Source organism: Lentzea sp. HUAS12 (genome assembly GCF_024125735.1).
Lineage (GTDB): Bacteria > Actinomycetota > Actinomycetes > Mycobacteriales > Pseudonocardiaceae > Lentzea > Lentzea albida.
Map to the genome: position 1 here is coordinate 9,442,323 of NZ_CP099738.1, position 26,890 is coordinate 9,469,212.

General features: G+C 68.1%; 25 protein-coding genes, 6 tRNA genes and 1 pseudogene. 22 read left to right on the forward strand and 10 right to left on the reverse strand.

Annotated features, from left to right (window positions below; genetic code table 11):
- Positions 1-17: 17 nt before the first annotated feature.
- The 3 genes and pseudogenes from ND450_RS44455 to ND450_RS44465 all read right to left on the reverse strand — a co-directional run bounded on the left by ND450_RS44455 (position 18) and on the right by ND450_RS44465 (position 2,140).
- The gene (locus tag ND450_RS44455; protein ID WP_253323936.1) at positions 18-1,238 is read right to left on the reverse strand and encodes a TIGR02679 family protein; all 1,221 of its coding nucleotides are present in this window, start codon (positions 1,236-1,238) and stop codon (positions 18-20) included.
- Positions 1,239-1,439: 201 nt separating this feature from the next.
- Positions 1,440-1,781: pseudogene (locus tag ND450_RS44460) on the reverse strand (peptidoglycan-binding protein); the annotation flags it as partial.
- Positions 1,782-1,870: 89 nt separating this feature from the next.
- Complete coding sequence (locus ND450_RS44465) at positions 1,871-2,140, reverse strand: hypothetical protein (RefSeq protein ID WP_253323937.1); 270 nt, start codon at positions 2,138-2,140, stop codon at positions 1,871-1,873.
- Between the two features lie 171 nt (positions 2,141-2,311).
- On the opposite strand from ND450_RS44465, the gene ND450_RS44470 reads away from it, so the two are divergent.
- From ND450_RS44470 to ND450_RS44490, 5 genes are all read left to right on the forward strand, one after another.
- Positions 2,312-2,680, forward strand: a complete 369-nt coding sequence (locus ND450_RS44470; protein ID WP_253328166.1) for a hypothetical protein — start codon at positions 2,312-2,314, stop codon at positions 2,678-2,680.
- Complete coding sequence (locus tag ND450_RS44475) at positions 2,635-2,814, forward strand: hypothetical protein (RefSeq protein WP_253328155.1); 180 nt, start codon at positions 2,635-2,637, stop codon at positions 2,812-2,814. The genes ND450_RS44470 and ND450_RS44475 overlap by 46 nt, the downstream gene beginning before the upstream one ends.
- Before the next feature lie 1,195 nt (positions 2,815-4,009).
- On the forward strand, positions 4,010-4,615 hold the full coding sequence (locus tag ND450_RS44480) for a sigma-70 family RNA polymerase sigma factor (protein ID WP_256557414.1): 606 nt from the start codon (positions 4,010-4,012) through the stop codon (positions 4,613-4,615).
- On the forward strand, positions 4,612-5,349 hold the full coding sequence (locus ND450_RS44485; protein WP_253323938.1) for an anti-sigma factor: 738 nt from the start codon (positions 4,612-4,614) through the stop codon (positions 5,347-5,349). The genes ND450_RS44480 and ND450_RS44485 overlap by 4 nt, the downstream gene beginning before the upstream one ends.
- A 226-nt stretch (positions 5,350-5,575) precedes the next feature.
- Positions 5,576-6,226 (forward strand): fasciclin domain-containing protein, encoded by a 651-nt coding sequence (locus ND450_RS44490; protein WP_089913299.1) that lies wholly within the window; start codon positions 5,576-5,578, stop codon positions 6,224-6,226.
- A 146-nt stretch (positions 6,227-6,372) separates the two neighbouring features.
- Here the strand turns inward: ND450_RS44490 and ND450_RS44495 are convergent, their stop codons facing one another.
- Positions 6,373-6,525 carry a hypothetical protein gene (locus ND450_RS44495; protein WP_253323939.1) on the reverse strand — a complete coding sequence of 51 codons (153 nt, stop codon included), beginning with the start codon at positions 6,523-6,525 and terminating at the stop codon, positions 6,373-6,375.
- 44 nt (positions 6,526-6,569) lie between these two features.
- Positions 6,570-7,301, reverse strand: coding sequence for an anti-sigma factor domain-containing protein (locus ND450_RS44500; protein ID WP_253323940.1), 732 nt, complete (start codon positions 7,299-7,301; stop codon positions 6,570-6,572).
- 274 nt (positions 7,302-7,575) lie between these two features.
- Here ND450_RS44500 and ND450_RS44505 point away from each other — a divergent pair, with 274 nt between their 5' ends.
- Together ND450_RS44505 and ND450_RS44510 are read left to right on the forward strand one after the other, a co-directional pair.
- Positions 7,576-8,226 (forward strand): helix-turn-helix transcriptional regulator, encoded by a 651-nt coding sequence (locus ND450_RS44505; protein WP_253323941.1) that lies wholly within the window; start codon positions 7,576-7,578, stop codon positions 8,224-8,226.
- A gap of 270 nt (positions 8,227-8,496) precedes the next feature.
- Entirely contained in the window at positions 8,497-9,984 is a 1,488-nt protein-coding gene (locus tag ND450_RS44510) for a molybdopterin-dependent oxidoreductase (RefSeq protein WP_253323942.1), read from the forward strand.
- A 129-nt stretch (positions 9,985-10,113) separates the two neighbouring features.
- Here ND450_RS44510 and ND450_RS44515 read toward each other — a convergent pair whose 3' ends face one another.
- A complete protein-coding gene (locus ND450_RS44515) occupies positions 10,114-10,452 on the reverse strand; it encodes a hypothetical protein (RefSeq protein WP_253323943.1) in 339 nt (112 codons plus the stop codon).
- A 295-nt stretch (positions 10,453-10,747) separates the two neighbouring features.
- Here ND450_RS44515 and ND450_RS44520 point away from each other — a divergent pair, with 295 nt between their 5' ends.
- The 5 genes from ND450_RS44520 to ND450_RS44540 all read left to right on the forward strand — a co-directional run bounded on the left by ND450_RS44520 (position 10,748) and on the right by ND450_RS44540 (position 16,020).
- Positions 10,748-12,301 (forward strand): DUF4331 domain-containing protein, encoded by a 1,554-nt coding sequence (locus ND450_RS44520; RefSeq protein ID WP_253323944.1) that lies wholly within the window; start codon positions 10,748-10,750, stop codon positions 12,299-12,301.
- 79 nt (positions 12,302-12,380) lie between these two features.
- Entirely contained in the window at positions 12,381-13,676 is a 1,296-nt protein-coding gene (locus ND450_RS44525; RefSeq protein ID WP_253323945.1) for a lipopolysaccharide assembly protein LapB, read from the forward strand.
- Positions 13,673-15,031 (forward strand): High-affinity nickel-transporter, encoded by a 1,359-nt coding sequence (locus ND450_RS44530; RefSeq protein ID WP_253323946.1) that lies wholly within the window; start codon positions 13,673-13,675, stop codon positions 15,029-15,031. Before ND450_RS44525 ends, ND450_RS44530 begins: the two co-directional genes overlap by 4 nt.
- A gap of 8 nt (positions 15,032-15,039) precedes the next feature.
- Complete coding sequence (locus ND450_RS44535; protein WP_253323947.1) at positions 15,040-15,363, forward strand: hypothetical protein; 324 nt, start codon at positions 15,040-15,042, stop codon at positions 15,361-15,363.
- 87 nt (positions 15,364-15,450) lie between these two features.
- On the forward strand, positions 15,451-16,020 hold the full coding sequence (locus ND450_RS44540) for an STAS domain-containing protein (protein WP_253323948.1): 570 nt from the start codon (positions 15,451-15,453) through the stop codon (positions 16,018-16,020).
- 1,387 nt (positions 16,021-17,407) lie between these two features.
- Here ND450_RS44540 and ND450_RS44545 read toward each other — a convergent pair.
- The 4 genes from ND450_RS44545 to ND450_RS44560 all read right to left on the reverse strand — a co-directional run bounded on the left by ND450_RS44545 (position 17,408) and on the right by ND450_RS44560 (position 19,389).
- Positions 17,408-17,479 (reverse strand) — tRNA-Val (locus ND450_RS44545).
- 56 nt (positions 17,480-17,535) lie between these two features.
- Positions 17,536-17,958, reverse strand: coding sequence for a TIGR02611 family protein (locus ND450_RS44550; RefSeq protein WP_089913272.1), 423 nt, complete (start codon positions 17,956-17,958; stop codon positions 17,536-17,538).
- Between the two features lie 22 nt (positions 17,959-17,980).
- Positions 17,981-18,772, reverse strand: coding sequence for an anti-sigma factor (locus ND450_RS44555; protein WP_253323949.1), 792 nt, complete (start codon positions 18,770-18,772; stop codon positions 17,981-17,983).
- The gene (locus tag ND450_RS44560; protein WP_245786015.1) at positions 18,769-19,389 is read right to left on the reverse strand and encodes an RNA polymerase sigma factor; all 621 of its coding nucleotides are present in this window, start codon (positions 19,387-19,389) and stop codon (positions 18,769-18,771) included. Before ND450_RS44560 ends, ND450_RS44555 begins: the two co-directional genes overlap by 4 nt.
- Positions 19,390-19,645: 256 nt before the next feature.
- Between ND450_RS44560 and ND450_RS44565 the strand changes: the two genes are divergently transcribed.
- From ND450_RS44565 to ND450_RS44610, 10 genes are all read left to right on the forward strand, one after another.
- Positions 19,646-20,071: an SsgA family sporulation/cell division regulator gene (locus ND450_RS44565; protein ID WP_030477975.1), complete on the forward strand. Its 426-nt coding sequence runs from the start codon at positions 19,646-19,648 to the stop codon at positions 20,069-20,071.
- A gap of 107 nt (positions 20,072-20,178) precedes the next feature.
- Positions 20,179-20,251: transfer RNA gene (locus ND450_RS44570), tRNA-Gly, on the forward strand.
- A 40-nt stretch (positions 20,252-20,291) separates the two neighbouring features.
- Positions 20,292-20,363: transfer RNA gene (locus ND450_RS44575), tRNA-Cys, on the forward strand.
- Position 20,364: 1 nt separating this feature from the next.
- A tRNA-Val gene (locus tag ND450_RS44580) sits at positions 20,365-20,436 on the forward strand.
- A gap of 158 nt (positions 20,437-20,594) precedes the next feature.
- A tRNA-Gly gene (locus ND450_RS44585) sits at positions 20,595-20,667 on the forward strand.
- Between the two features lies 1 nt (position 20,668).
- Positions 20,669-20,740 (forward strand) — tRNA-Val (locus tag ND450_RS44590).
- Between the two features lie 164 nt (positions 20,741-20,904).
- Entirely contained in the window at positions 20,905-21,492 is a 588-nt protein-coding gene (locus ND450_RS44595) for a TIR domain-containing protein (protein ID WP_253323950.1), read from the forward strand.
- A 2-nt stretch (positions 21,493-21,494) separates the two neighbouring features.
- Positions 21,495-23,111, forward strand: coding sequence for a KGGVGR-motif variant AAA ATPase (locus tag ND450_RS44600; RefSeq protein WP_253323951.1), 1,617 nt, complete (start codon positions 21,495-21,497; stop codon positions 23,109-23,111).
- Positions 23,112-23,124: 13 nt separating this feature from the next.
- A complete protein-coding gene (locus ND450_RS44605) occupies positions 23,125-23,730 on the forward strand; it encodes a hypothetical protein (RefSeq protein ID WP_253323952.1) in 606 nt (201 codons plus the stop codon).
- Entirely contained in the window at positions 23,727-26,846 is a 3,120-nt protein-coding gene (locus ND450_RS44610) for an ATP-binding protein (protein ID WP_253323953.1), read from the forward strand. Before ND450_RS44605 ends, ND450_RS44610 begins: the two co-directional genes overlap by 4 nt.
- Positions 26,847-26,890 lie beyond the last annotated feature (44 nt).

The following is a 26,890-nucleotide window of genomic DNA, read 5'->3' on the forward strand; positions in this document are numbered from 1 at the left end:
CCTTTCAGCTGAGCACGCTACGGCAGACCACCGACAGCCCGCCCGCGTCGCTCGATCTCGTCCAACAAGTGACTGGTGACCCGCTCCTCCGGAACCGCCGACCCGTGCTCGCGCATCGCGGTGGCCAGCCCGTCGTCCCAGGGCGCCTCGGTCACCCGTCCCACCGGTGTGCCGTCACCCAACGCCCCCAGGTAGTCCTCAGTCGCCATGCGCCAGGGCTTGGCCCCGGTGCGGGCGATCACGTGTGCGGCGATCCGCACGCCCTCGCCGTCGAAGTCGCCGTGGTAGCGCAGCGTGGACCCTTCAGCGGCCAGCCCGCGAAGCAGAGCGATCACCGCGCTGTTGGGCCACCCCGACGTGCACACCATCGGCGGGCACGAGGGTCCGAGCCGGGCAACCGCCACCGCGAGCACGCTCGGGTTTTCGAAGACCCACACCTCCTGCGGCGCGCCGGCGAACGAGGTGGCCCGCAGCTGTGCCAACGTCAGTGCCGCGACGTGCCCCTCGTCGGCGCACACCCGCAGGACCTGGCCGCCCACACCGCTCAACCTCAGCCCGGCGGCCAAGACGACCGACGACAGCTCGTCCTCGACCACTCCGACGCTCTCCCACAGCGCCCGACGCTCCTGAGCGTTCCCCGGCAGCTCCACGTCGTGCAACTCCGCCAGTGCCCGCAACACCAGCCCCGCGCTCCGCGTTCCCTCGTCCAGGGCGTGCGGATCACCGAGCAGGTTCTCCGCGAGCACTGGCAGAGGCACACCCGCCGCGGGCAGTGCGGCGAGCACTCGCAAGGCGCGATCCAGCTCGTTCCTGGTGCGCTCGACGGAACCGGCGACGAGCCCTGCCCGCCGAACGGAGTCCACCCACCCCTTCAACGCCGGCTGGGCGGTCACCACCACGTGGCTGTCCAGCCACGTCCACAGCTCTGAGCGGGAGACATCGGCCAGCGCCCGCTCCCCGGCTCGGTCGCCCAACGGTCCCAGCAGGGCCACGGCAACCTCGCGCGCCCCGGCACCCACCGCGGACATGAGCAACTCGTCGAGCGCGGCCATCGACACCGTCGCGTACTCGCCCGGCAGGCGATCCGTTCCCAGCAGATCGGCGACAGCCGACCGTTGCTCCTCATCAAGGGGACCGGCCTTCACCCTGGTGACCTGACGTCCGGACGAAAGCCGGTCGTGCACGGCCTTCCACAAGGGCATCAAGGCAGGCGAGCCGAGTTGGTCCACCGCGCGCATGATGCCAACCTTGGCAGAACCGCTCATAAGCCCGCATGGGACTTCACCCCCGGAGCGGTCTGCCCAGCCGGCACAGCCAGGCGTGCTTCTTCACTGCCCCAACTCCGGGTGCCTTGGATCGTCTTGCGCGTGAAGGAGGCGTTGAGGCTTTCCGCGGCTGCGTTGTCGGCGGAGCTGTCCGCCGCACACATGGTGCGGGGTTCAGTGTGAACGCTGGTACTCCTCCCAAGTGCGGATCGCGACGCGAGGCCCGTCGTCGGGTCCGTGGTTGGCGAGACCGTTGAACCCGAGGTAGTGGTCACCGACCTGGTTGCGGGCCTGGGCGGCCTGGTCTGTGTCGTTGATCGCCACGCCGTGGATGTGCCACGGCCAGTCGCCCTGCGACGGGCTGCGCAGCCAAGCGGCGAAGCCGACCTGCCGCAGTGCGCGGACAGCGGCGGTGCGGGTCGCGGGGGGCATGTCGTCAACCTCGATGTCCACGGCCCCACCACCGTCGTGGGTGCCGGCGGAGGTCGGGTCGCCGCCGGGGTTGTAGGAGCCCTGTGAACACGGCGGTGCCCAAGGTGGCCGTACCTCTCCTGGTGGCTGGACGAGATCGTCAAGCCCAGTCTGGCTCCGCTCACGCACAAGACCTACGAGACGTGCGTCAGGGTGCACATCGAGCCGTCCTTGGGGGAGAAGGAGCTGAACTTCAGCGTCCGTGAAGGGCAGCTCTGGATGAACAAGCTCGCCCGCACCTGCCAGTGCTGCAAGCAGGGCAAGGACGCGCGCCGGCCGGAGGAGAAGCGGCGCTGCTGTGCTATGGGGAAGTGCTGCAACGAGCTGCTGACGCTGCGATCGCTCAACGACATCCGGGCTTGCCCACGGTCGGCCCTGACGTACGCCATGGTCGAGGAGCTCATCAAGCGCACCGTCATGAAGCTGGTGAAGGTCAAGCGCTCCGGCGAACGCCAGCAGAAGCGGAGGTGGACGACTGCGGAGGCCAAGACGTTCCTGGTGTCCGCGATGGAGGACGACGACCCGTTCTACTCGGCGTACGTCCTGGTCATCGCGATGGCGATGCGTAGGGGGAGGTGCTGGGCCTGCCCACCGACGCCTCCGACGAGGTTGAGCAGGTTCTCGACATCGGCTACCAGCTGCGGCGGGTCGGTGGTCGCCTCTTGCACCGCGAGACCAAGACGGCCACCTCCGACGACGTGCTGCCCATCCCGTCGATCGCCGGTACCGCGATCCGGCTCCGGCGCAAGCAGCGCGAGGTGGACAGGACGGAGGCTGACGTGGCGTGGCAGGAGAGCGGCCTGCTCTTCACCACCCGTCACGGCACTCCGATCGAGCCGCGGAACTTCAACCGGTCGTGGGACCGTCGGTGCGAGAAGGCGGGCGTTCCGAAATCACGGTGCACGACGGCCGGCGTAGCTGTGCGTCTCTGCTCGCGGAGCTGAACGTGCATCCGAGCGTGATCATGCGGATCCTGCGGCACGCGAATATGCGAGTGACGATGGAGATCTACACCGAGGTCTCCGACGACGAGACGAGGAAGGCGCTCCAGCAGTTGAGTGAGAGCCTGAATTTCTGAGCCGCTGCTGTGCTTTGCTGCTTGCATCAACCTCAAAGGCCTGGAACCGGATTCGGTTCCGGGCCTTTGACCTGCAATGGGCGGTACTGAGATCGAACCAGTGACCTATTCGGTGTGAACGGATCCTGGCGGGTTCCAGATGGTCTTGCTCGTCTCTGCATTGGTGTCCTGAACTGCCTGGACGATGTGATCGCGTCTCAGGGTTCGCCTGAGCTCTCTCATGTGTCTGGTTGTCTCAGCTACCGTACTACTACCGGTTTGGATGGATGTCGTGCGCGGCGGACGTGCCTATTGGTCTGATGCATGCTTCAAGCATGTCGCCGTGTAGGCGAGGCGGGACGTCAGAGTAGGTGCTTTGGTGTTCAGCTTCCGGGACGTTCGCCAAAAGGTGGTCGATCCGTCTTCCCGTGCATATTTGAGTGGTCGTTCGAAATAATGCTCCGTGGTTCTGATGGTATCGGTTATGGGTCTGGCCTTTTGTGCGATTCATGGGTGTGTTCAGTCCGGGGATTTCGGGTTTTTCTGTCTGGGAGTTCCGTCTGCTGTGCTGTGGTACTTTCTGGTGCAACTATTCGGAGTGGAAGCTGGGTCTCTGCTGCCGCAGGGGTCGTAATGGGCGCCTACAGCCTTGATCTCGCCGACATGTGCTCCGGCCCAGTTACTTCATCTACGTCGTTGGGATCGGCGGCACGGGCAAGTCTGTGAAGACCACGGCGGCGTTCGGTGATGGCGAGTACGAAGTCGGCCAGCTTCCCTGAGCGGATGCTTTCGCATCTCAGGAGCAGGAACCCAGGGCGCTGCTGGTCAGAGCTTGCCTGTCGTCCGGTGGTGCCGGGTTGCTCGGGCTTTCGCGGATCGTGTGGGCCTCAGCAGCGCTGAGAGTGCGGGAACAGCGGAACGTTGCGGAACCGGTCGAGGCCACGCCAGCGCTACCGGGCTGCCACGAAGGAACGCGACGACGCACGGCGTTCACAAGCCGGATCTGATCGGTGTCAAGAGTGTGACTTCACCCGATGGTGTTGCTGCTCCGCGATTGGAGTCCGTGTGCGGAACCTCGTAGAGTCGCGATTTCCCACTGCTCTTCGGCGCGATGCGGGTCACCTTTCGTAGGCCTCGTCGGTGTGGGGCGTGCCCTGTCCAGTCGGCTGGGCCGCGCCCCGGAACGAAGCCGGGCAGGCCGAAACTGAGGAGTTCTGTGCTGGAACGAGATCAGCCGCGATCAGTTGTCTCCCTCGACACCGGAGATCCCGGGGCGAAGGCGAGCGCTGACGAACTGCTGCTGCAGGTGGCGCGCGGTGACGAGACCGCGTTCGGGCAGTTGTACGACGCGGTGTCGGGTGCGGTGTTCGGGCTTGTTCGGCGGGTGCTGCGGGATCAGGCTCAGTCGGAGGAGGTGTTCCAGGAGGTCATGCTCGAGGTGTGGCGGACCGCGAGCCGGTTCGATCCCGAGCGGGGCAAGGCGATGACCTGGATCCTGACGATGACGCATCGGCGTGCGGTGGACCGGGTGCGGTCGGCGCAGGCGGCGGCCGACCGCGACCAGCGGGTCGCTGTGCTGGGCGCCACGACGCCGTTCGACGAGGTGGTCGAACAGGTCACCGAACGTCTCGAACAGCGCAAGGTCAGGCGGTGCCTGGGCTTTCTGACCGAGCTGCAGCGCGAGTCCGTGCAGCTGGCCTACTACCAGGGGTACAGCTATCCGGAGGTGGCGAGCCTGCTCGACGTTCCCCTGGGCACGGTGAAGACCCGGATGCGCGATGGCCTGATCCGGTTGCGCGACTGCCTGGGGGTGACGGTGTGAGCGCGACTGTGGATCCGCACACTTTGGTGGGCGCCTATGCGGTGAACGCGTTGAGCGACACCGAACGGGCCGAGTTCGAGGCGCATCTGCATGGTTGTTCGTCGTGCGCCGAGGAGGCCGCCGAGCTGCTGGCCACCGCGGCCGTGCTGGGGACGGTGGCCGAGATCGCACCGCCGGAGCACCTGCGCGCGCAGGTGCTGGCCGATGCCGCTGCCACCCGCCAGCTGCCTCCGCAGGTGTCTGTCCACGTGCAGCCGACAGCCGCGTTGCCGGCGCGCAACCGGTGGTTGGTCCGCACCAGCGTGCTCGCGGCGGCGGCCAGTGTGCTGGTGGCCGTGGTCGTCGGTGTCCAGGGTCTGCAGGACCGTCGTGAGCTCGACGACCTGAAGCAGTCGGCCGTCGGCTACAGCCAGGTCTCGGACCTGCTGAGTGCTCCTGACGCGAAGGTTCTGAGCGAGCCCGGCGCCGGCGGGGGCAAGGCCACGGTGGTGATCTCGCCGAGCCGCAGCAAGGCCGTCTTCCTCGCGAACGGGTTGCCGCCTCTGGCCGCGGACCGCGACTACCAGTTGTGGGTGGTGGGAACCGGTGACCCGCGTCCGGCCGGGTTGCTGCGGGGAGAACCCCTGGTCGCCGACGGGCTTGCCGACGCGCGGGCGTTCGCGTTGACCGTCGAACCGAGTGGCGGCTCGCCTGCTCCCACGACGAAGCCCGTTCTCGCGATCGCGGTGGCCTGAGTCGCGGAGGCCGGCGGTCGGTGTCGCGGAAACGCTGACAGCAGGGGAAGTGGGCGATGTCGATCGTCTACTGTGGATCGAGGGTGGCCCGGTCCGGCTTTGTGCTGGTCATGAGCGTTCCGCGGGAAGTCGCGTAACGGATCGGTAACCGCACCCATCCGTTCCCGTGAGGGCGGCGAATCACGAGCAGCAAGTCTCCCGTTCACCTCCTTGGAGATGTCTCGTCATGAACAAGACCGTCCGCAACACCGTTCTCGCCGTCGGCACGGCCGCTCTCGCCCTGTTCGGTGCGGCGTGCGGCTCGGGTGACATGGCCAGCAGCGGCTCCTCGTCCACCGCCGCCGCGCCCACGACGACCGCGTCGTCGTCGGCGATGGCCGACCCGGCCGCGAACCTGGTCGGTCCCGGTTGTGCCGACTACGCGAAGCAGGTCCCGTCCGGTGCCGGCTCCGTCTCGGGCATGGCCGCTGACCCGGTCGCGGTCGCCGCGAGCAACAACCCGCTGCTCACGACGCTGGTCAGCGCGGTGTCCGGCAAGCTGAACCCGAAGGTCAACCTGGTGTCGACGCTGAACGGTGCCGAGTTCACGGTCTTCGCGCCGGTGGACTCCGCGTTCGCGAAGATCGACCCGGCGACGATCGAGACGCTCAAGACCGACGACGCGCTGCTGACCAAGATCCTGACCTACCACGTCGTGCCCGGCCAGATCACCCCGGACAAGATCGCCGGCGACCAGAAGACCGTGCAGACCGGCACCGTCAAGGTCACCGGCTCGGGCAACGCCATCAAGGTCAACGACGCCAACGTGATCTGCGGTGGCGTGAAGACCGCCAACGCCACCGTGTACCTCATCGACTCGGTGCTGATGCCCGCCTGACATCTCCAGGGGTGGCAGTACCGAGAACTCCGGGAACCGCACTGTGTTGCGGTTCCCGGAGTTTTCGCGTGCCGGGGGTCTTGACCCGAGAATCGCAAGTGGACGGTCATGCGCCTTCGGAGGCGAACAGCGCGTGGTTATCCGGTTCACGGATGAGAGCGACGATCGACGATCCGGTCGGCGGCGGCGAATTCGATGTCCAGCACTGTGAGCCGGGCGTCCGGTTGCGAGTTCGGGACCGAGCTGACGGTATTGCGCCCGGTGTCGCCGTACCCGATGACGAGGATGCGATCGGGCACGCCTCAGGGTTCGGCGCGTGGATCGAACCCGATCGGCCGTGCGCTCAGCGCAGGGAGAGAGTGAGGACCGGAGCACCTGTCGGCCCCGGTGATCCTCCTGCGGGCTCGATGGTGAGGACCGCCTCGTCGACTCCGTTGATTCCCTGAACCAGCATCGACGCCGTGCCACCGCTGGGAAGCTTGGTTCCGGCCGAACGCGGGCCGTGGTCGTCCACGAGCCACAGTTGGTAGGTGCGGCCGGGCGGCGGAGCGAGCAGGCCGTCGGCGAGGAAGAGCATCTCGTTCCGGTTGCCCGACAGCGCCGCGCTTCCCGCTGGATCTCCCGAGCTGACCAGGCGCAGGTCCGGTGCTGCGAGCAGATCGCCGATCGGGGTGTGCTCGGGGGCTGCCACCGGTGAGGTGGATGCCGAGGTCAGTGCGCCGTGCACGCCAGCCACGGCACCGGCCACCAGGCAGGCGGCGGTGACGAGCGCAGCGGCGAGCTGGAGGCCTTGACGCCGCGAGGAGACGATGACGCGCTCCGACCTGGGCGGCACCTGCCGCACGAACCTGACCGCGTTCACCACCTGCGGCCGGAGAAGTCGCGGTTGGAGGCGGTCCACCGCGTTCCCGAGCAGAGCGGCGGTCTCCCGCAATCCTGTCACCTCGTCGGCGCAGGCTCGACAGTCGTCCAGATGTGTTTCGAACGCGGTGCGCTCGAAGTCCGGCAGCGCGTCGAGCGCGTGTGCACCGGTCGCCAGGTGCGGGTTGATCGCACGTGGCGTTCCCGGTTTCACGCGGGTACTTCGGTGCGGTCCGGTGAACGGATTGCCGCGTTGCGGGAGCTTGTTCCCGGATCTGCGAGATCACGGCCACTGCTGGTCCGAAGTGGACGGTGTGGATGGTGCTGACGCCTGAAGGCCGCCCCGGAGCGCGGTCGGGGCGGCCTTCAGAAGGTGTGTCAGAGGCTCAGGTCGAGGTCGTTGAGCACGCCGCCGAGGTTGACGTCGCCGAGTCCGCCGGAGATGTCGCCGATGGCTGCACTCACCGCCGTGGTGGCCACGGCGGTGAGTGGACCAGGCCGGAGCTCTCGCGGTGGTGCTGCCGGACAGTCCCACCGCGCTCGCCGCGTTGACCTGCGTCCACGCGGGGGAGCTGACGGTGGCGAGGTCGTTGCTCGCCAAGGCCGTCCAGGACGACAGCGGCAGGGGCTGCTCGCTGACCGTCACCAGCTGTTGCTCGCCTGCGTGGAACTCCTCGGCGGTGACACCGGGGCGGCACAGCTGCTCTCACGTCCGGACGTCGCAAGGGAGCCGCGAGGCCCTGCTCGCCGCGACCCTGGAGTTCGGCGTTGTCGTTCGCCCGTGCGCTCTCGATGGCCGCGCACTGCTGGAGCCGGGCATGCGCGCGGACGCGGCCGGACTCGCCGGGCACGCGACCATGCACACCACCGACCGCGAAGCGATGACCCAGCTGCTCGACATCGCCCGCCAGTTCCACGGCGGCGGTGGGGAGAGCAGTGGTGGTGCCGCGGTCCTGAGCGAACGCGAGCAGGAGGTGGCCGCGCTGGTCCGGGACAGGCTCACCCACCGCGAGGTGGGCGACGCGCTGTTCATCTCCCCCAAGACCGTTGAGCACCACGTCATCCGCATCCGCGACAAACTCGATGCGAAGAACCGGCGCGAACTCGAACGCGCCGTGGAGGACGTCGACCTGTCCTAGGGAGATCACCCGATCAGGTGGTGTGGGTCTCGGTGTCGATCCGGCTTCGGGACTTCGTGCGGATGTCGTGTGCGCGGATCCGCCAGATGCGGTTCAGCCGGTTCGGGACGGCGCCACGCACGTCCCTGTGCGTCCACAATGGATCTGGACGCACAGGGACAGGGCGTCGTCCTGCTGGGCGAGCTTCGACTCGGCGTCGCTCCGCGGCGGTGAGTTCGGCCGCTGCCCAATCTGCCGGGGAGTTCGCCCCGAACCACTGGTGTGAAGGCAATGCGATCCATCCTCATCGGTCTCGTGTCCGTGGCCGCGGCCCTGGCGGCAGGCCACCTCGTGGCCGGGCTGGTGAGTCCGCTGGCCTCTCCGTTCCTCGCCGTCGGCAACACAGCGATCGACCTGACACCGCACCCGGTCAAGGACTTCGCGATCCGCACCTTCGGTGAGAACGACAAGGTCGTGCTCCTCGCGGGCATGGCGGTCGTGCTCGCGGGGCTCGGCGTGGTGGCGGGCTTGCTGTCGCGGCGCAGCCCGTGGCCCGGCACCGCGCTTGCCGGCCTGCTGGGACTGCTCGGCATCGCCGCCGTGCTGGCCCGGCCGACGACGACCGGATGGGCAGTGGTCGCGCCGCTCGCAAGCCTCGTGGTCGGCGTGGTCGCGTTCCGCTGGCTGTGGTCCCAGGCACCCGCGGAGGCGCCGGGCAGGCGCAGGTTCCTGCTGTCGACGGCCGCGGTCGCCGCGGGAGCCGCGGTGGCGGGGGTGGGCGGTCAGTTCCTCGCGGGCCGGGTGGACGTCGAGGCCTCGCGGCGCGGGATCACGTTGCGGCCGGGGCGCAAGGCGCCGGAGATCCCGTTCGACGCGGACTTCTCGCGTGAGGGCACGCCGACGTTCCTCACGCCGAACGAGAAGTTCTACCGGGTCGACACCGCGCTCACCGTGCCGCGCCTGCGGGCGGAGGACTGGCGGATGCGTGTGCACGGCATGGTGGACAACGAGATGGTGCTGACCTACGACGACCTGCTGCGCCGTCCGCTGGTGGAGAAGACCATCACGCTCGTGTGCGTGTCGAACGAGGTCGGCGGCCCGTACATCTCGACGTCGAACTTCATCGGCGTGGACCTGGCGGACCTGCTGCGCGACGCGGGCGTGCAGTCCGGCGCCGACCAGCTCGCGACCCGCAGCGTCGACGGCTGGACGTGCGGAACGCCGGTCTCGTCGATCATGGCCCCGGGCTCGAACGCGATGCTGGCCATCGGGATGAACGGCGAACCGCTGCCGCTGGAGCGCGGTTTCCCGGTCCGCATGGTCGTGCCCGGCCTCTACGGCTACGTCTCGGCGACGAAGTGGCTGGTGGACATGGAGCTCACCACCTTCGACGCGTTCGACCCGTACTGGGCGCAGCGCGGCTGGGCGAAGAAGGCACCGGTCAAGGTGATGTCGCGGATCGACCGGCCGAAGTCGTTCGAACGGGCGCCGGCGGGGAAGTTCGTCGCGGCGGGCATCGCGTGGGCCCAGCACCTCGGCATAGACAAGGTGGAGGTCCGGGTCGACGGCGGTCCGTGGCAGCAGGCGACCCTGAGCAAGGAGGTCAACGTCGACACCTGGCGGATGTGGCGGATCGAGCTCGACGTGGCGCCGGGCAACCACACCGTCGAGTGCCGCGCCACCGACCGCAACGGCCTCACCCAGACCAACGACCGCGCCGCCCCCATCCCGGACGGCGCCACCGGCTGGCACTCGATGGTCTTCACCGCCGTCGCCTAGTGCCGCCCGGCTGCCTGTTCCTGCCGCCGGTTCCCGCCCGCCCATCCTCCACAGTGGACCAGCACGACCGCCGGACCTGAGACCGCGCGATCGGCCGGGTGCCAGACCCCCAGCGGAAGCCGGGCACCGTCACGCGAGAGCAGCTCGTGCCGCTCCGGCGCACGCGCGCGGAGGAAGCCGGTCAGGTCGAACAACGCGGCACGCGGGGATGGGCGGCACCCAGCGCGAGGGCTTGCCCCACTGCGCTCCGGCCACGCAGAGCTGGGCCCCCGCGGTGACCGCCGCCGCCACCGCGAAGACCAGGTTCCCGTTGACCGCCGCCACCGCCGCCAGCGCGATCGCCACCACCGCGAGCGGAGGCGCGAGGCTCAGGGCCAGCGCCCGGACCACCCACAGTGCCGGTGTGGGAGAGGGGAGCAGGGACACTGCCGTGAGCACCGCGACCAGCACGATGACGGTCTGCAGCAAGCCGATCAGCCTCTCCGAGTGCGTCCATTGCAGAGTCGCGTTGTTCTGCGGCCTGAACGGTCGTGGTTCGTCGGCGCGGGCCCTGTGGGTTGGTCGTCGCGCCGAGAGCGTCCCGAGCACGACTCATTGATGCCAGATTTTGGCAACAGTGCGATCGGGTGAACCGGGCAAACCCGCACTTCATCGGTGGCGAATGAACGACGTCCTGTCCGCGTGGCGGGTATCGCTCCGGACAGGCGCGGATCCGAAGGGATGGAGCATGTCAGCACCCCCTCCCACACGTCGCCGACGACGTGTGGCGGTAAGTCTGATCGCGGTCGGGAGCACGTTGCTCGCGGCAGGTCTGATCGGTGGTTCGGGATCGGCCGGGGCGTCGAGCCACCGAGAAGCGCCGTTGATCGCGGGCGACCCCGCGGTGGACAACACCGACGTGTACGCGTTCGTGAGCCCGGACAAGCCGGACACGGTCACGTTGGTGGCGAACTGGTCGCCGTTCCAGGAGCCCAACGGCGGGCCGAACTTCTACCCGTGGGCGACCGATGCCCGCTACGACATCAACATCGACAACGACGGTGACGCCAAGGCGGACCTGACGTACCGGTGGACGTTCCGCACCGAGGACCGTCGTGGCAAGTCGACGTTCCTGTACAACAACGGGCCGGTCACGTCGCTGGACGACGAGAACCTGCTGTTCCGGCAGACCTACACGCTGGAGCTGATCGACCGCGACGGCCGTGAGCGCAAGCTGATCCGCTCGGGCAAGGTCGCGCCGTCCAACACCGGACCGGCGTCGATGCCGGACTACGGCGCGTTGACCGCTCAGGCGATCACCGACGTCCCCGGCGGCGGCAAGAGCTTCGTCGGCCAGTCCGATGACGCGTTCTTCCTCGACCTGCGGGTGTTCGACCTGCTCTACGGCGGCAACCTGTCCGAGGTCGGTCAGGACACGCTGCGCGGCTACAACGTCAACACCATCGCGTTGCAGGTGCCGAAGTCGCAGCTGGCGCTCAAGGGCGACGCGACCCGCAACCCGGTCATCGGCGTGTGGAGCGACACCGAGCGGCAGTCGATGGTGCTCACTCCCGGCGAGTCACGACCGGTGGGCCCGTTCGTCCAGGTCTCCCGCCTGGGCAACCCGCTGGTCAACGAGGTCGTCGTGCCGGCAGGGCTGAAGGACAGGTTCAACTCCCTCACGCCCGACCAGGACGGCAAAACGCCCGAGCTGGTCAACCGGGTCACCGATCCGGAGGTGCCCAAGCTGATCCAGGCCATCTACGGCCTGCCGGCACCGGCGACGCCGCGCAACGACCTCGTGGAGATCTTCCTGACCGGCATCACCACCAAGGCGGGCGGGCCGATCAAGGCGGACCTGAACTCACAGCTCAACAACGCCGACGTGAACCCGAAGAAGTTCACACCGTCGGAACAGCTGCGGCTCAACACCTCGATCCCGCCGGCGGCGTCGCCCAACCGGCTGGGCGTGCTCGCCGGTGACCTGCAGGGCTTCCCCAACGGACGCCGGCTCGCCGACGACGTGCTCGACATCGGCGTGCAGGCACTGCAGGGCGCCGCGGTGAGCGGCATCGTGCCCGCGCTCGCGGCGGGGGACAAGGTCAATGCCAACGACAAGGCGTTCGGCACCTCGTTCCCGTACGTGGCGCTGCCCCACAACACCGCGGTCAACTCCGGCGCTGCCGGAGCTGTGCCGCCCGCGGGCGGTAGCGGTGGCGGTGGCGGTCTGCCGGCCGGGCTGATCCTCAACGGCGTCCTCGCGGCGCTGCTGATCGGTTCGGGCGTGTGGCTGCTGAGCCGCCGTCCACTTCGGACCGCGGTTCCCGCAGTCGCATGACAGCCGTGCCGGGGAACGGACCCGTTCGTTCCCCGGCACGTCCGGTGACCTGACTCGGCAGCAACCCACGGAGCGCGCCATGAACCGCCGCAAGATCATCGCAGCGCTGGCCATCGCCGCCGGCGCCGCGTTGCTCGCCACCACCGCGACGGCGCTCAGCCGCGGTGACGACCCCGTTCCCACAGCCGCGGGCGCCGCCGTGGCTCGCAGCGACGTGCAACGCGCCATCAGCGCTGCCCAGGAGCGGCTGCGGCGCGTGCCCGGTGACGCCGCCACGTGGGCGTCGCTCGGCTCGGCCTACGTCGAGCAGGCCCGCATCACCGGTGATCCCACCTACTACGGCAAGGCACAGGGTGCGCTCGAGACCTCTCTGCGGCACAAGCCGGACGGCAACGGACCCGCCCACCTGGGTCTCGGTGCCCTCGCCAACGCCCGCCACGACTTCGCCGCTGCCCGCGACCAGGCCGAACTCGCCCGTGCCGCGCTGCCCGACACCGCCGAGGTCTACGGCGTGCTCGCCGACGCCCTCACCCAACTCGGCAAGTCCGACGAAGCACGAGCCGCCGTGCAGCGGATGCTCGACCTCGAACCCGGCGTGCCCGCGTTCACCCGTGCCGCCTACGACTTCGAACAACGCGGCGACGTCGACGCCGCGCGCCAAGCGCTCACCCGTGCGCTCGACGCCTCCTCGTCACCCTCTGACACCTTGTTCTGCCGCTACCACCTCGGCGAGCTGGCCTTCGACAACGGTGATCTCGACGAGGCCTCCTCGCAGTACGAGCAGGGCCTGCTCGTCGACCCCCTCGACCCCGCACTGCTGCAGGGGCGGGCCAAGATCGCCGCGGCCCGAGGAGATCTGGGCACCGCGATCACCGGCTACGCCGCGATCGTCGCCCGCGTGCCGTCACCGCAGTACCTGCACGAGTACGCGCTCCTGCTCCGCGCGTCGGGCCGCACCGACGACGCCGCGCGTCAGTTCGACCTGCTCGCCCAGCAGGAGCGCCTGCTGGCCGCCGCGGGCAGCATCGACGACATGGCCGTGTCGGTCGTCGCCGCTGATCGGGGTGATTCCGCCACCTCGCTGGCCGCCGCCGAACGGGAGTGGAACCGCCGGCAGCATCCGCTGGTCGCGGACGCGCTCGCCTGGGCGCTGCACCTCACCGGTCGTGATGCCGAGGCACTGCCCTTCGCCGAGCGCGCCGCCGCGACCGGCTGGCGCAACGCCACCTTCGCCTACCACCGCGGCATGATCCTGCGTGCGCTCGGTCGCACCGCGGAGGCCAGGAGCGCGCTTGACTCCGCGGTGCGCACCAACCCGCACTTCTCACCCGTGGACGGCCCGGCCGCCCGCGCAGCCCTGGACGGACTGCGATGAGGGCGGCCGCGGTCCTCGTCCTGGCCGGGCTGGCCCTGCTGGCCGCTCCGGCGAGCGCTAGCGCGCACCCATTGGGCAACTTCACGATCAACCACCACCACGCCATCACCGTCCACCCCGACCGGGTCGACGTCGTCTCGGTCATCGACCTCGCCGAGATCCCCACCCTGCAGGAGCAGCCCGCGCGCACGAGCGACTACGCGGACCGGGAGTGCGGTGCCGTGCTCGACGGTCTCCAGGTGACCGTCGACGGCGTCCGCACCGCGGCATCCCCGCGATCGGCGTCGGTCGAGCACCCGTCCGGCGAGGCCGGGCTGCCTACCACCCGCCTCACCTGCCTGTCCACCGCGCCCGCGGACCTCGGGTCCGCCGCCACCGTCGACGTGCGGGACACCTACCGGCCGGGCCGCGTCGGCTGGCACGAGATGACCGCCACCGGCGACGGCATCGCACTGCTGGACCCGCCCGTACCGGCGACCAGCGCCAGCGACGAGCTCCGCGCCTATCCCGACGACCTGCTGGCCGACCCGCTCGACGTCCGGGAGGTGAGCCTGCGCGTCGAACCCGGCACCACCGCGGCCTCGGGCGTCGGCGTGGCCCAGGGCGGCACCACCTTGCTCGGCACGGCCACCCGCGCCTTCACCGACCTCGCCGGCGAACAGGACCTCACGCCGTTGGTCGGGGTGCTCGCCGTGCTGCTGTCGCTGCTGCTCGGCGCCTCGCACGCCGCGTTGCCCGGCCACGGCAAGACCGTCATCGCCGCCTACCTGGCAGGCCGGGACGGCACCGCTCGTGACGCGGTCGTCGTCGGTGCCACCGTCACCCTCACCCACACCGTCGGGGTGCTGCTCATCGGTCTGGTGATCAGCGCTTCCAGCGCGTTGGCCGGTGAATCGCTGCTGCGCGTGCTCGGCGTTGCCAGCGGCGTGCTCGTCACCGCCATCGGGGTGTTCCTGCTCCGCTCGGCACTGCAGCGCCAACCCGTGCTCGTCGGCCACGGCCACGGGCATGGCCACGGGCACGGCCACGGGCATGGCCACGGGCACCGCGTTGGCCGTGGCGGCCTGATCGGGATGGGCGTGGCAGGGGGACTCGTGCCCAGCCCCTCGGCGCTGGTGGTGCTGCTGGGGGCGATCGCCCTGGGGCGGACCTGGTTCGGCGTCCTGCTCGTGCTCGGTTATGGCATCGGCATGGCCACCACGCTCACGCTCGTGGGACTGCTCCTGGTCCGTCTGCGTGACCGGCTGGCCGCCGTCGAGCGCTTCCGCGACCGGTTCACCGCCCTGCCCGCGATCACCGCCGGGCTCGTTCTCGTCGTGGGCCTCGGGCTGACCGCTCGAGCGCTGTTCGGATAGGAGACGCGATGCGCGTTCCGCTCTTGCTCGTGTGCTGCACGACCTTCTTGGTCGCATGCACGGGAACCCCCGATCCCGGTCCCGTCTTCGACAACGAGAACGGCGCGGACCTCACCTGCCTACGCCACCAGTCCCAGCCGCCAGGTTCGCGCTACACCGACGAGTCGATGCGCGGCACCGGCGAAACTCTGGCACTCCTGCGTTACTACACCGCGCACGGCCGCAAACCCTTCTGCGACGGTCAAAGTCCCAACGGCAACGACAAGCAGTGGGCCCAGCTCTACGTCACCCTCGGCGCCCACCGCGCCAACGTCACCGCCTTGCTCGGCTGAGACAGGGAGGCACAACGGTGGAACCGCCCGAGACCCAGGCACACAGGATCGAGCAGCGCATGCATGATGCGCGGTTGAAGAAGACGGATGAACACGCAAGACAGACCAGCACGGCCGGGCGACCCTGCGAGGACGGCGGGAGTGGTCGTGGTCGAGCAGGACGGAACGCTGGCCGTGCTGGTCTCCTGTGAGGTCAGTACGTACACCGCAGACGACCTGCGCGGGGTGCTGCTCGGCTTCCTGGACGGGCGGAGAGAGGCGCTGCTGGTCGACGTCACCCGTGTGACGTGGTTCGATCCGGCCGGAGTCGCGCTGCTCCTCGATGTTCACCGAGCCGCCAGTGCGTGTGGCACCAGGATGGCTGTCGTGGGAAGCGACACGCTCACCGCCCGCGCGGCGCTGCTCGCCGGCATCAGCGAGGACATCGTGTTACACCCCAGCAGATCCGCGGCGATCAAGGCTCTGACCACGCCGCGAAGCGAAGACCTTCCTCGTGTCGTGCCGAAATCCCGTCCCTGCTGGGTGACGATCGACCGGTTCGTCCAGAGGGGCCGCGGCCACTCGTCCTCTGCGGCTTCACAGCCCGCTCCGGGTGAGGTCACGTCCGGCTGCACCGTGCGGGCGCGGGCGAAGCGAGGATGCGGTGAGCGCGGGTGACACAGGGCAGGACGGGTGAACGATGGCGTGGTGGACCTCGTCGGTCGATCTGAAAACTTATGGCCTCCTGCTGCTGAAACAGAATGTGATGCCGAGTGCGACCTGTGCTCGGACACGGGCTCGATGATCTGGACACAGCCTCAACCTGATGGAAAGGGCGGCTTCGAGCTGCTCGAGATGAGTCACCCGCGCGTCAACGGTGCTCCGGCTGGTTCAAGATGTCCGCCGCTGAGGGCGCTGGTCTGGTGGACCCTTCCGGAACGAGCGAGACCGGGCACGTCGCGCAGGCGAACGCGGAGCATCGCACGGACTGGTTCGGTGGCTCAACCTCACGCTCGGCTTCGGCGCGGTGGCCTGCACCGTCGAGCGTGTGATGCGCATGCGCTACCACTGGTTGCTCGACAGCGGCGCCGGCACCTGACATCACACCTGGTGGACAGTTCGGTTCACCGTCGCTCGGGGTTCGAAGTGGTTCGTCCCTGGAAACGCCTGCACCTCCTGGACGCGACGCTCGGTGCGCTTGCCGGGAGAGCAGGTCCAGCCGCAGTCCGTGGTGGTCTTGTCGCGGTGATCAGCGCTTGCAGCGACAACACCCCACTACCGAACAACGACCTCCGTCCGATGGCCGCCACTTCGCGGCCAGGTGTGTGGCGGTTCGCTCCGAGGTGTCCGGCTCGCGGGTTGCCCGGCGAGCTATCTGTCGATCGCGTCCCCTTAACAGTGGCTGACCGCGGCAACTTCGCAGTTCTTTGCACTCGACCCGCCCACCTACAGGGGCGAAATATTCGTTTTATGCCAGGAAACTCGTGATGCGCGTGGTGTGTCGCGCGGGGCCTGCGTCGACACGTCCGGACTCCCGGTTCCCGGCATCGAGGACACAAATGCCGGCTCCACGGTCAGGGCCGGGCAAAGAGTTCTCCGCGGTTTGGGGTCTGCAGCAGGTACTGGCCGATTCGGGCCTCGGAAACGCACTCGCCTCCAGCGGCGGCGGCCGGCTCCGCGATCATTGAGGACCTCGAACGCAACGCCGCGAAGACAGTGATTGCTCTGCTGCAGATGCTCTGGATGACGAGGCTGGACTGATGAGCAACGAGGCGGGTCTGCTACCACTTTTACTACCAGGGCTGCGCGATCCGTGGACGTTCACGCTTGAGTTCTCGCGTCTGCGCAGGTCAGAGGCTTCCGCTGCAGTTGTGATGCCGAGAACGAGGTTCGTGACCTCTTCGGTACCGGCGAATGGGGCACGGGCTGGAGGGGTGACAAGTCGCTGACCTGCGGGTTCGATGTCCACAGACCTGAGGCTGGCAGGGTAGTTCTGCGCTACGCAACGCAAACGGCCCGCCGATGGAATCCATCGGCGGGCCGTCTGATCAGGTAAAACACACTGTGGGCGATACTGGGATCGAACCAGTGACCTCTTCGGTGTGAACGAAGCGCTCTCCCGCTGAGCTAAACGCCCGTGTTCTGTTGTCTTGCTGTCCCGCTCTCGCGGTGTGGTCATAGCCTACAACATCATCAACGAGAACCAAAAATCGGGCTCTGCAACCAGCTCCACTCGAGCCCGAACCAGCCTCCGACCAGGGCGAACACGTTGAGGAAGTAGCAGGTGACGAGGACGATGGCGCAGACGCCCGCCATCACGAGGCCCCGGACCCAGGACGGCTGGCGCTTGAGCCACTCGACCCAGCGGTCGTAGTAGCGCTTCGCGAACTTGAGGACTCGGCCCGCCCACTCGAACTCCGTCGCGAGGATGGCGAGGCCCGCGAAGACGACCAGCCAGCCCGGGCCGGGGTACGGGATCATGATGATGCCCGCGATCAGCACGAGGCCGCCGATCACGCCCACGCCGATGCGGTACGCCATGTTGAGGGCCGGGTTCCTGTGGAACCAGTGCCGCCAGCCCTTGTGCTCCTCGGGCTTCACGTCGGGCTTCGTCATGTGTCGATCATCCTGTTTGGAATCAGGCGGGTGCAACCTGGCCGCCCGCCAGTACCTCGGAAGGTTGCTGAGGGGCCTGGCGGCCTGGTTCGAGCGACACCGCGAACGTCGTGTGCTTGTGCGCGTCGGACGACCAGGGCAGCAGTTGCGGGTCGGTCGTGCCGGCTCGTACGTCGAACACCGCCAACGGTACCGGCGCTTTGGTGCTCGCACCCCAAACTACGTAAACGTGACCCGAGTCGTTCGGTTTCAGGTTCGTCGGCATCACGGCGCCGGTGGTGGGGTTCGAGAAGACGACCGCCACCTCGTCGCCCGAGCCGGTGCGCAGGACCGCCCTGTTGGTGGCCGGGTCGGCGGCCAGGGAGAGGGCCCTGTTCAGGTCGTTCGTCCTGGCTTCCGCTGCCGTGACCTCGCCCGAGAGCTGGTTCACGCGCACGCCCAGGTAGCCGCCTCCTGCCAGGACGGCCAGGGCTGCCGCGGCGGCCAGGAGCACGCGGCCGGTGCGGCGGCGGTGTCGTGGGCGCAGCGGGATCGGGGCCGCGTGGCGCGGGGTGTGCGGTGCTGCCGGTGCCGGCGCTTCCTGCGGGATGTGCTCGATCTGCTCCATCAACCTCGCGCGCAGGTGTGCCGGCGGTTGTTCCTGGCGGACTGCGCCACCAATGCCCGCGAGGACCTCTTCGGTCGCCTGCACCGTGCGCTGGCACGTCGTGCAGGTCGGCAGGTGGTCGCGGACCAGTGCTTCCTCGTCGGGCTCCAAGGAGTGCATCGCCCAGCCGACGGCGAGCTCCTCCTGAGCGCACAGGTCGCCGTTCACCGGTGAGCTCCTGTCGTTTCGCCGGTCTCCCCGGCCCACAAGTTCCCCAACGTGCCTCTCAGGCGTCTGATCGCCGCGAACGTGCGCGACTTCACAGTGCCCAGTGGTACGCCTGTCAGTTTCGCCACTTCGCACTGCGTGTAGCCACCGAGATAGGCGAGCGCTATGACCTGGCGCTGCTCTTCGGGCAGCGTGTGGAGCGCCGCTCTGACCTCCGCGCTCACCACGCTCACCAACGCGTCGTGGTCGGAGCCCTGCACGGGCGGGGAGGCGTCGTCGGTGAGGGGAACAGTCCGGCGGCGCTGGGTGTTCTCCTTACGTACGGCGTCGACCGCGCGGTGGTGCACCAGGGTCATCAACCAGGTGCCGAAACTCCCGCGGGCGGGGTCGAACCTGGCGGGGTGCCGCCAGAGCGCGAGGAAGGCCTCCTGGACGACGTCCTCGGCCAGTTCGGGGTCCACGCAGATGCGCCTGGCCAGCGAATACGCTGGCGTGCCGTACCTGTCGTACAGCTCTCCGAACGCCGTCCGATCGCCCTGTGCGAGTCTTTGCACGAGCTCGAAATCGGTCGGCCGGCCGTCGCGTCTAGCGACGGGTGGGCCGGGCGTGTCAGCCACCAGAGATGTCCTCACGTCCAACATTCGCGCAACAGCCGGTACCGGGTTCAGGTTAGACCCAGCAAGATGGGAGTCGCTGAACGCGGGCTAACGAGTGAGGAGGGCACGGAACGCGTGCAAACCGTCGCGTTACGCAGTCAAGCTGACCCGATGGGGTGATCTGCGCCCGTTCCGCGAGCGTTCCTCGCCACATGCACGTCACAACTGAGGTGCTCGGTCGTTTCATTGACCGGGAAGGGAGAAGAGGGTAACGACGATGCGCAACGATCACGTGACGCTCCGCTCGACAGCGGTCTTCGACCTGCTGGCACCGAGGACCCCCGCGGTCCCGGTTCAGGTGGAGCTGCGATACGACACAAAGGACCCGTACGCGGTCGTCGCCGCGTTCCGCACCGGCCGCGCCGGTTGGGTCGAGTGGGTCTACGCCCGCGACCTGCTCGCAGACGGTCTCATCGCCGACGCAGGCGATGGTGACGTCCGGATCCGCCCCGCCGCCGACGACCCCGAGGTCGTCGTGATCGAGCTGAGCTCACCGTCCGGGCACGCCATGTTCGAGGCTTCCGCCCAGGAGCTCGCCGACTTCCTCGACCGCACCTATGACGTCGTGGTGCCGGGCAACGAGCACCTCTGGGTCAACGTCGACGAGGCGCTCACGCACCTCATCTCGAACGATCTGAGCTGAATAAACCGAGGTAGGGGGCCCGCGAAGGTGATGCGGGCACCCCCGGTGAAACCCGCTTGAACCCCTCGTATAAGCTTTGTTTCAACATCACGAAGTCAGTGATGTACGCGGATGTAGCGCAGTTGGTAGCGCATCACCTTGCCAAGGTGAGGGTCGCGAGTTCGAGTCTCGTCATCCGCTCTGTGGTTCCCCGGTGTGTTCACCGTGGATCCATGCTCCTGGCGGAGTGGCCGAGTGGCTTAGGCAAGGGCCTGCAAAGCCCTGTACACGGGTTCGATTCCCGTCTCCGCCTCGGACGATTAGCTCAGCGGGAGAGCACTACCTTGACACGGTAGGGGTCACAGGTTCAATCCCTGTATCGTCCACTCGGAACGCCAGCGGGGCCAGGTGCACAGCGCACCTGGCCCCGCTGGCGTTTCCGCACGTGTGCGGGCCTGCCGGAACCGTTCAAGATCAGCCGATTTGGAACTTCGGGGGACCGTCGGATAAAGTTCCTCTCGCACCACGGGAAACCGGGAGCAACGCGGATGTAGCGCAGTTGGTAGCGCATCACCTTGCCAAGGTGAGGGTCGCGAGTTCGAGTCTCGTCATCCGCTCGGACGATTAGCTCAGCGGGAGAGCACTACCTTGACACGGTAGGGGTCACAGGTTCAATCCCTGTATCGTCCACTCAGGACAGGAAGCCCTCGATCGAACTCGATCGGGGGCTTCCTGCTGTTCCGGGTCCGGCAGCGCCGGCACCCAGTTCCTGTCCATTTATTGGTCGGAACGGCTGAAAATGCCCACTTTTTTGTCTTTTATCGACCGGGGTGGCGCACCTACCGTTGTGCGCTGTGTCCTACAAGTACGATTTCTTCATCAGTTACTGCCGATACGGCAGTGTGCAGCGATGGTTGCTCAACCACTTCCTGAACAAGCTCAAGGAATGCCTGGCTGATCAGTACGCACCGACTCCGACGGTGTACGTCGACCGCACGATGGAGCGCGCCGTGCACTGGCCGTCGGACCTGCAGGACGCCCTGCGGCGCAGCAAGATCATGATCCAGCTCCTGACGCCGCAGTACTACGAGTCGCGCTGGTGCATGGCCGAGCAGAAGAGCATGCGTGCCCGGGAGGAGATGCTCGGCGTCGCGAGCCTCGACGTCTCCCAGGGACTGATCTACCCGATCCTCTACTCCGACTCCGAGAACTTCCCGCCGGAGGAGAAGGAAAGGGCGTGGGTCGATTTCAAGGACGTCGCGCACCCGGATCCGGTGTACCAGCAAAGCCGGAAATACCTCCGATTCCACACGAAGGTGAACGATCTCGCTGCTGATCTCGTGCGGCTCGCCAGATCGGCGCCCCCGTGGCAGCCCGACTGGCCCGATGTCGACCCACCGGAACCCCCACTTCTGCCACCACCCCAGATACCGAGGTTCTGACCATGGCCGGGACCGTCATCACCTTCTACTCGTACAAGGGCGGCGTCGGACGCAGTTTCACGATGGCCAACATCGCCGTGTTGCTCGCACGCTGGGGTTACCGGGTCCTCACGATCGACTGGGACCTGGAAGCACCCGGACTGCACCACTACTTCGCACCGGTGCTGGAGGAATCGCCGAAAGGCGGCGTGATCGACCTCGCGCACGATTTCCTCGACGGCGCGGCGGAACCCTCCGATCACGTCCTGAAAGCAGAGGTCGGGGGCACCGGCACGCTCGCGCTGCTGGCAGCGGGGAAGATGGACCGCTCCTACATGCGCCGGATGCAGGACATCGGCTGGGAGAAGCTGTACGAGCGGGGGTTCGCGAGGTTCCTCGAGCAGTGCCGCGAGCGCTGGACCGCCGAGCACGACTTCGTGCTGATCGACAGCAGGACCGGCATCTCCGACATCGCGGGGATCTGCACCGCCCACCTGCCCGACCGGCTGGTCGTCGTCTTCACCGCCAACGACCAGAACCTCGACGACGTCGTCGACATCACCCGCCGCGCCGACGCCGCGCGGGACCGCATGCCCTACGACCGTCCCCGGCACACCGTGCTCCCCGTGCTGTCCAGACTGGACAACCGGGTCGAGTACGAGCGCGCGGACAAGTGGCAGCGCAAGTGCGCCGAGGTGGTCGCCCCGCTGTTCGAGAACTGGCTCGTCAAGAGCGTCCCCGAAGACCTGATGCTGCGGCACCTCACGGTCCCGTACGTCTCCTACTGGAGTTTCGGCGAGCAGCTGCCGGTGCTGGACGAGCTGGTGCCGTCCCCCGACCAGATCTCGTACGCGCTGGAGACCATCGCCGCGGTCGTCGCGCAGGGGTACGACCGCACCGACGTGCTCGAAGACAACCGCGACGCCTACGTGGCGGCCGCGCGCAACCACCACCGCGACTACGACCTCGACCTCCTGGTGTCCAGTCCTCGCACACTGTTGAAGGTCACCGAGGAGCTCATCACCGAGCTGAACGCGCTCGGCGTGCGGGCCGGCCGTTCGGTGTCCGGTGACCCGGGGATCCTCGAGAAGACGAGCGAGCCCGCCGAGCACCTGTGCCTCCTCGTGGACGAGGAGCCGAGCCGGTGGCAGATCACCGAGGCGGAGCGCTTCCTGCGGCACGCCATCGGACCGGAGGGCGGGCAACGGCAGCTGTTCTGCGTGCTCTCGGAGAACACGGACCAGGACCAGCTGCCGGGGTTTCTGCGCAACCTGCGGCACCTGGAGCTCGGACTGCGCCCGGAACTGGTCGCGCGGCAGCTCCAGGCCCTCATCCAGGGCAACTCCGACCAGGAGCCCCACCACGAGGCGCTGCTCGCGGCCGCGACCGCGTTGCGCGGTCTTCCCGACGAGATGCCCTACGCGGGCCGGTTCGCGCTCGTCCAGGAATCCGTCCGCGGCATGACCGCGGCGCTCGACAGCGGTGCGTTGGAGCTGCTGCTCGACCACGCGGCTGATCTCGCACTGATCAGCAAGGCGCACGGCAGCGGCGCCCGGACCCCGATGCCCTCCGGACTGCGAGCGGCTGTGGGAGAGCTGCTCGCCCGGATCGATCGAAGACTCAATGCGTTCACCGACTGAGAGAGGCGGCGTGATGCCGGAGAAGTACGGGCCCAGCGCACGAGCGGCACTGCTGCGGCTGATGCTGGAGAACCGGGCGATCCCGAACCCGGAGCTGGTGGCCGAGTTCAAGATCAGGCTTGAGCCCAAGGAAAGGGAACGGCTCAACTCCGACGGGCTTCTGGAGACGTCGAAGGTGGCGAGGCGGCTGGTGCACGAGATCACCGCCAAGGGACGGGACTGGTGCCGGTCCGACCTGCGTGGAGGCGGATCCCCGACGCGGTCGGGGCCGCTGGCTCGGGTACATGCCGACATCCTGCAGCTCGTGCTGCGATTCCTCGACGAGCGGGGGCTCCTCGCCGAGGCATTCAGCGCCCGCGACCTGGAGTCGCTGATCCGGTCCGTGTACGAGGAACTGGCCGAAGAGCCGCAGGACTGGATCCGGCTCGCCCGCATCCGGCCCCGGCTGAACGGCGCGGACAAGGGCGAGGTCGACGAGACCCTCGTGAAGATGATGAAGACCGGGACCGTCCACCTGGCGCCCGAGTCCAACACCAAGGTGCTCACCGCCGACGACCACGCGGCGGCGTTGCGGGTCGGCAGTGAGGACCTGCACCTCGTGGCGATGGAGGAGTCGTGACCGCGCAACTGCGGGAGGCGCTGGCGGCGCTGCGGTTCAACTCCGCCGAGACTCCCGACGACGTCTGGCGCACCTCACCGTCCCACGTGGACGGCCTGCACACTCGGGCCGAACACCGCATCCGGACGGCGATCGCGGACGCCAGGGACAGCACCGGCTCCAACCCCATCGGACTCGTCCTGCAGGGGCGCAAGGGGGTTGGCAAGACCCACCTGCTCGGCACCGTGCGCAGCATGGTGCAGGAGACCGGTGGCTACTTCTTCCTCATCGAGGTCAGCTCGGCGGCGATGTTCTGGGACGACGTCGCCGACGCCATGCGCAGCGAGCTGCTCAGGACCGATGACGGTGGCCATCTGCAGCTCATCGTGCTGTTGCGGGAGCTGTGCCGAGGCGCGGATCTGCCGGAGAACGTCAGCAAGGCCATCGTGCGCGAGGCGACGTTGATGCCCGAGCACTTGGACGCCCTGGTCGACGGGCTGCAGAAGGTCGATGCGCGGATCGCCAGCGAGTGCGACGAGGTGATCCGGGCACTGGTCCTGTACGCGTCCCGGCGGCACTCGTCGATCGGCCGGAACTACCTCGAGGGGTTGGAGGAGGAGAAGGGCGAGCGCGCCGAGTGGGGGTTGTCGGCGAAGACGAAGCCGGCACACCAGGTGGTGCGGGACATCTCACGGGTGCTCGCGATGACCGGTCCTTCCGTGGTGGCGATCGATCAGCTGGACACCGTCGTCAACAAGACCCAGGACGCGATCGAGGACGAGCTCGACCCGGAGGAGGCAAGAGAGCTCGCGCTCATCTCGGACGGGTTGATGCAGTTGCGGGAGGTCACCCGGCGAACGGTGACTGTCGTGGCCTGCCTGCCCACCACCTGGGTCAAGCTGCGCAAGGCGGCCAGCGACACCGTCGGTGACCGGTTCACGAAGACACCTGTGCTGGGTGCCATCGACGATCCCGCGATCGGGAGGGCACTGGTCGAGAAGTGGCTGGGGGTGATCTACAAGGCCAAGGGGATCACTCCTCCTCACCCGACCTGGCCTGTGGCCGCGGAAGCATTCGGCGACGGCTGGCAGACCGAGACGCCGCGCGCGCTGCTCAAGCGCATCCACTTGCACGCCGAAGAGTGCTTGCACGGTGAAATTCGGGAGCTTCGGTCGTTCCAGGAGCCGGAACAGGAAGAGGCGCCCGCGCCGGTGGTGCTGGCCGTGCCGAAGGCAGGTCCCGCACAGGACTACCTCGCGGAGCTCGACGCCAAGTTCGCGCGGTTGCGGGAGAAGGCCGCCGGTGCGGCCGCCGAGGTGCGGTCGCAGAACGAGGACGACGTGATGCCGGCGTTGTTGCTGGCGGGGTTGCGGTCGTGGGTCACGGAGATCGGCAACGACGACCTGGCCTGGTATCCCGAGCCCGAGGCGAAGGACAAGAGCCTGCACGCGAGTCTGCGGCACACCGTGGACGAGGAGCGGGACGTCGAGGAGCGCTGGGTCTTCCGGCTCATCGCCAGCAGTCACGGGAACAAGGTGCTGCGGAAGTTCCGCAACGCGCGTGCCGCGGCCGAGGACGGGCGTGGGCGGCACCTCGTGCTGATTCGCAAGGGTTCCGACGGCTGGACCGGTGCGAAGACGAAGGGTGAGGTCGCCGAGTTCGTGCAGCGCGGTGGCAAGAGCGTCGACGTGTCGGATGACGACCTGCGCACGTTCATCGCGCTCAAGGAGATGTGGGCGTCGCAGTCGCATCAGTTGCTGGCGTGGCTCGTTGCCCGGAAACCGGCCAGCAGCAGCACGTTCCTGCGGAAGATCCTGCCTGATCCGGCGCGGGGCGGGAGTCGGCACCAGGAGACGCGTCCTCCGCCGGAGCAGGTGAGGCCCCCGCAGGCGAAGGCGGAGGAACCGGTGTCCGGTTCGGGCGACGGCGAGATCGTGCTCGGGATGGACGGGGAGATCCGGATCGCGCTCGAGTCGTTGCGCAAGCACGCGATCGTGTTCGCCGGGTCCGGTAGCGGGAAGACCGTGTTGTTGCGGCGGATCGTCGAGGAGTGTGCGCTGCAAGGGGTTTCGGCGATCGTGCTGGATCCCAACAACGACCTGGCGCGGCTCGGGGACGCTTGGCCCGAGCCGCCGGCGGACTGGCTGCCCGGGGATCGGGAGGCTGCTGCCGCGTACTTCGCCGGGACCGAGGTGGTCGTGTGGACGCCTGGGCGCGCCGGTGGGCGGCCGTTGAGTTTCCACCCGTTGCCCGACTTCGCTGAGGTTCGGGGGGACGAGGACGAGTTCAGCGCTGCTGTCGAGGCTGCTGTGGCTCGGTTGTTGCCCCATGCGCGGATCGCCAACGCGACCAAGTTCGCTGTGCGTGGGCGGGCTGTGCTCAAGGAGGCGTTGAAGTACTACGCGCGCAAGGACAGGCGGGACCTGAACGGGTTCGTGGACCTGCTGGCCGAGTTGCCGGACGGGGTCAGCAACCTGGTCTCCGCGACGGCCACCGCTGCTGATCTGGCGGAGACGTTGCGGGCCGCGATGGTCAACGACCCCTTGCTCGCGGGCGATGGGGAGGCCACGGATCCCGGCGTGTTGTTCCAGCCTTCGGCGGGGAAGAAGGCCCGGGTTTCGGTGATCAGCTTCGTCGGGTTGCCGTCCGACGAGCAGCGGCAGGGGTTCATCAGCCAGTTGCAGCTGGAGGTGTTCGCCTGGATCAAGCGGAACCCCGCTTCGGACCGGCCGCTGGGTGGACTGATGGTGATGGACGAGGCGCAGACGATCGCGCCTTCCGGGCAGGCCACGGCCAGTACGCAGACGACGATCCTGCTGGCGTCGCAGGCTCGCAAGTACGGGCTTGGGCTGGTGTTGGCCACTCAGGCGCCGAAGGGTGTGCACAACCAGGTGACCGGTAACGCCACGACGCAGTTCTTCGGGCGGTTGAACAGTCCTGCTCAGATCGCCGCGGCCACGGAGATGGCGCGGGCGAAGGGGAGTTCGGTCGCGGACATCTCGCGGTTGGAACGCGGGCAGTTCTACGTCACCGGTGACACGTTCGGGTTCCGGCGGATGCTGGCTCCGCTGTGCCTGAGTCACCATCCGCCCAGCCCGTTGCGGCTGGAGGAGGTCGTCGAGCGGGCCAGGCGATGAGAGAAGGGCGGTGTCCCCGAGTGGGGGACACCGCCCTTCTTCGC

Bases quoted from the DNA above. Each gene is read 5' to 3' on its own strand.
- ND450_RS44525 (WP_253323945.1), top strand. From the start codon at position 12,381: ATGAACCGCCGCAAGATCATCGCAGCGCTGGCCATCGCCGCCGGCGCC.
- ND450_RS44600 (WP_253323951.1), top strand. From the start codon at position 21,495: ATGGCCGGGACCGTCATCACCTTCTACTCGTACAAGGGCGGCGTCGGA.
- ND450_RS44510 (WP_253323942.1), top strand. From the start codon at position 8,497: ATGCGATCCATCCTCATCGGTCTCGTGTCCGTGGCCGCGGCCCTGGCG.
- ND450_RS44530 (WP_253323946.1), top strand. From the start codon at position 13,673: ATGAGGGCGGCCGCGGTCCTCGTCCTGGCCGGGCTGGCCCTGCTGGCC.
- ND450_RS44605 (WP_253323952.1), top strand. From the start codon at position 23,125: ATGCCGGAGAAGTACGGGCCCAGCGCACGAGCGGCACTGCTGCGGCTG.
- ND450_RS44535 (WP_253323947.1), top strand. From the start codon at position 15,040: ATGCGCGTTCCGCTCTTGCTCGTGTGCTGCACGACCTTCTTGGTCGCA.
- ND450_RS44550 (WP_089913272.1), bottom strand. From the start codon at position 17,958: ATGACGAAGCCCGACGTGAAGCCCGAGGAGCACAAGGGCTGGCGGCAC.
- ND450_RS44465 (WP_253323937.1), bottom strand. From the start codon at position 2,140: ATGAGCTCCTCGACCATGGCGTACGTCAGGGCCGACCGTGGGCAAGCC.
- ND450_RS44540 (WP_253323948.1), top strand. From the start codon at position 15,451: ATGAACACGCAAGACAGACCAGCACGGCCGGGCGACCCTGCGAGGACG.
- ND450_RS44565 (WP_030477975.1), top strand. From the start codon at position 19,646: ATGCGCAACGATCACGTGACGCTCCGCTCGACAGCGGTCTTCGACCTG.
- ND450_RS44490 (WP_089913299.1), top strand. From the start codon at position 5,576: ATGAACAAGACCGTCCGCAACACCGTTCTCGCCGTCGGCACGGCCGCT.
- ND450_RS44455 (WP_253323936.1), bottom strand. From the start codon at position 1,238: ATGCGCGCGGTGGACCAACTCGGCTCGCCTGCCTTGATGCCCTTGTGG.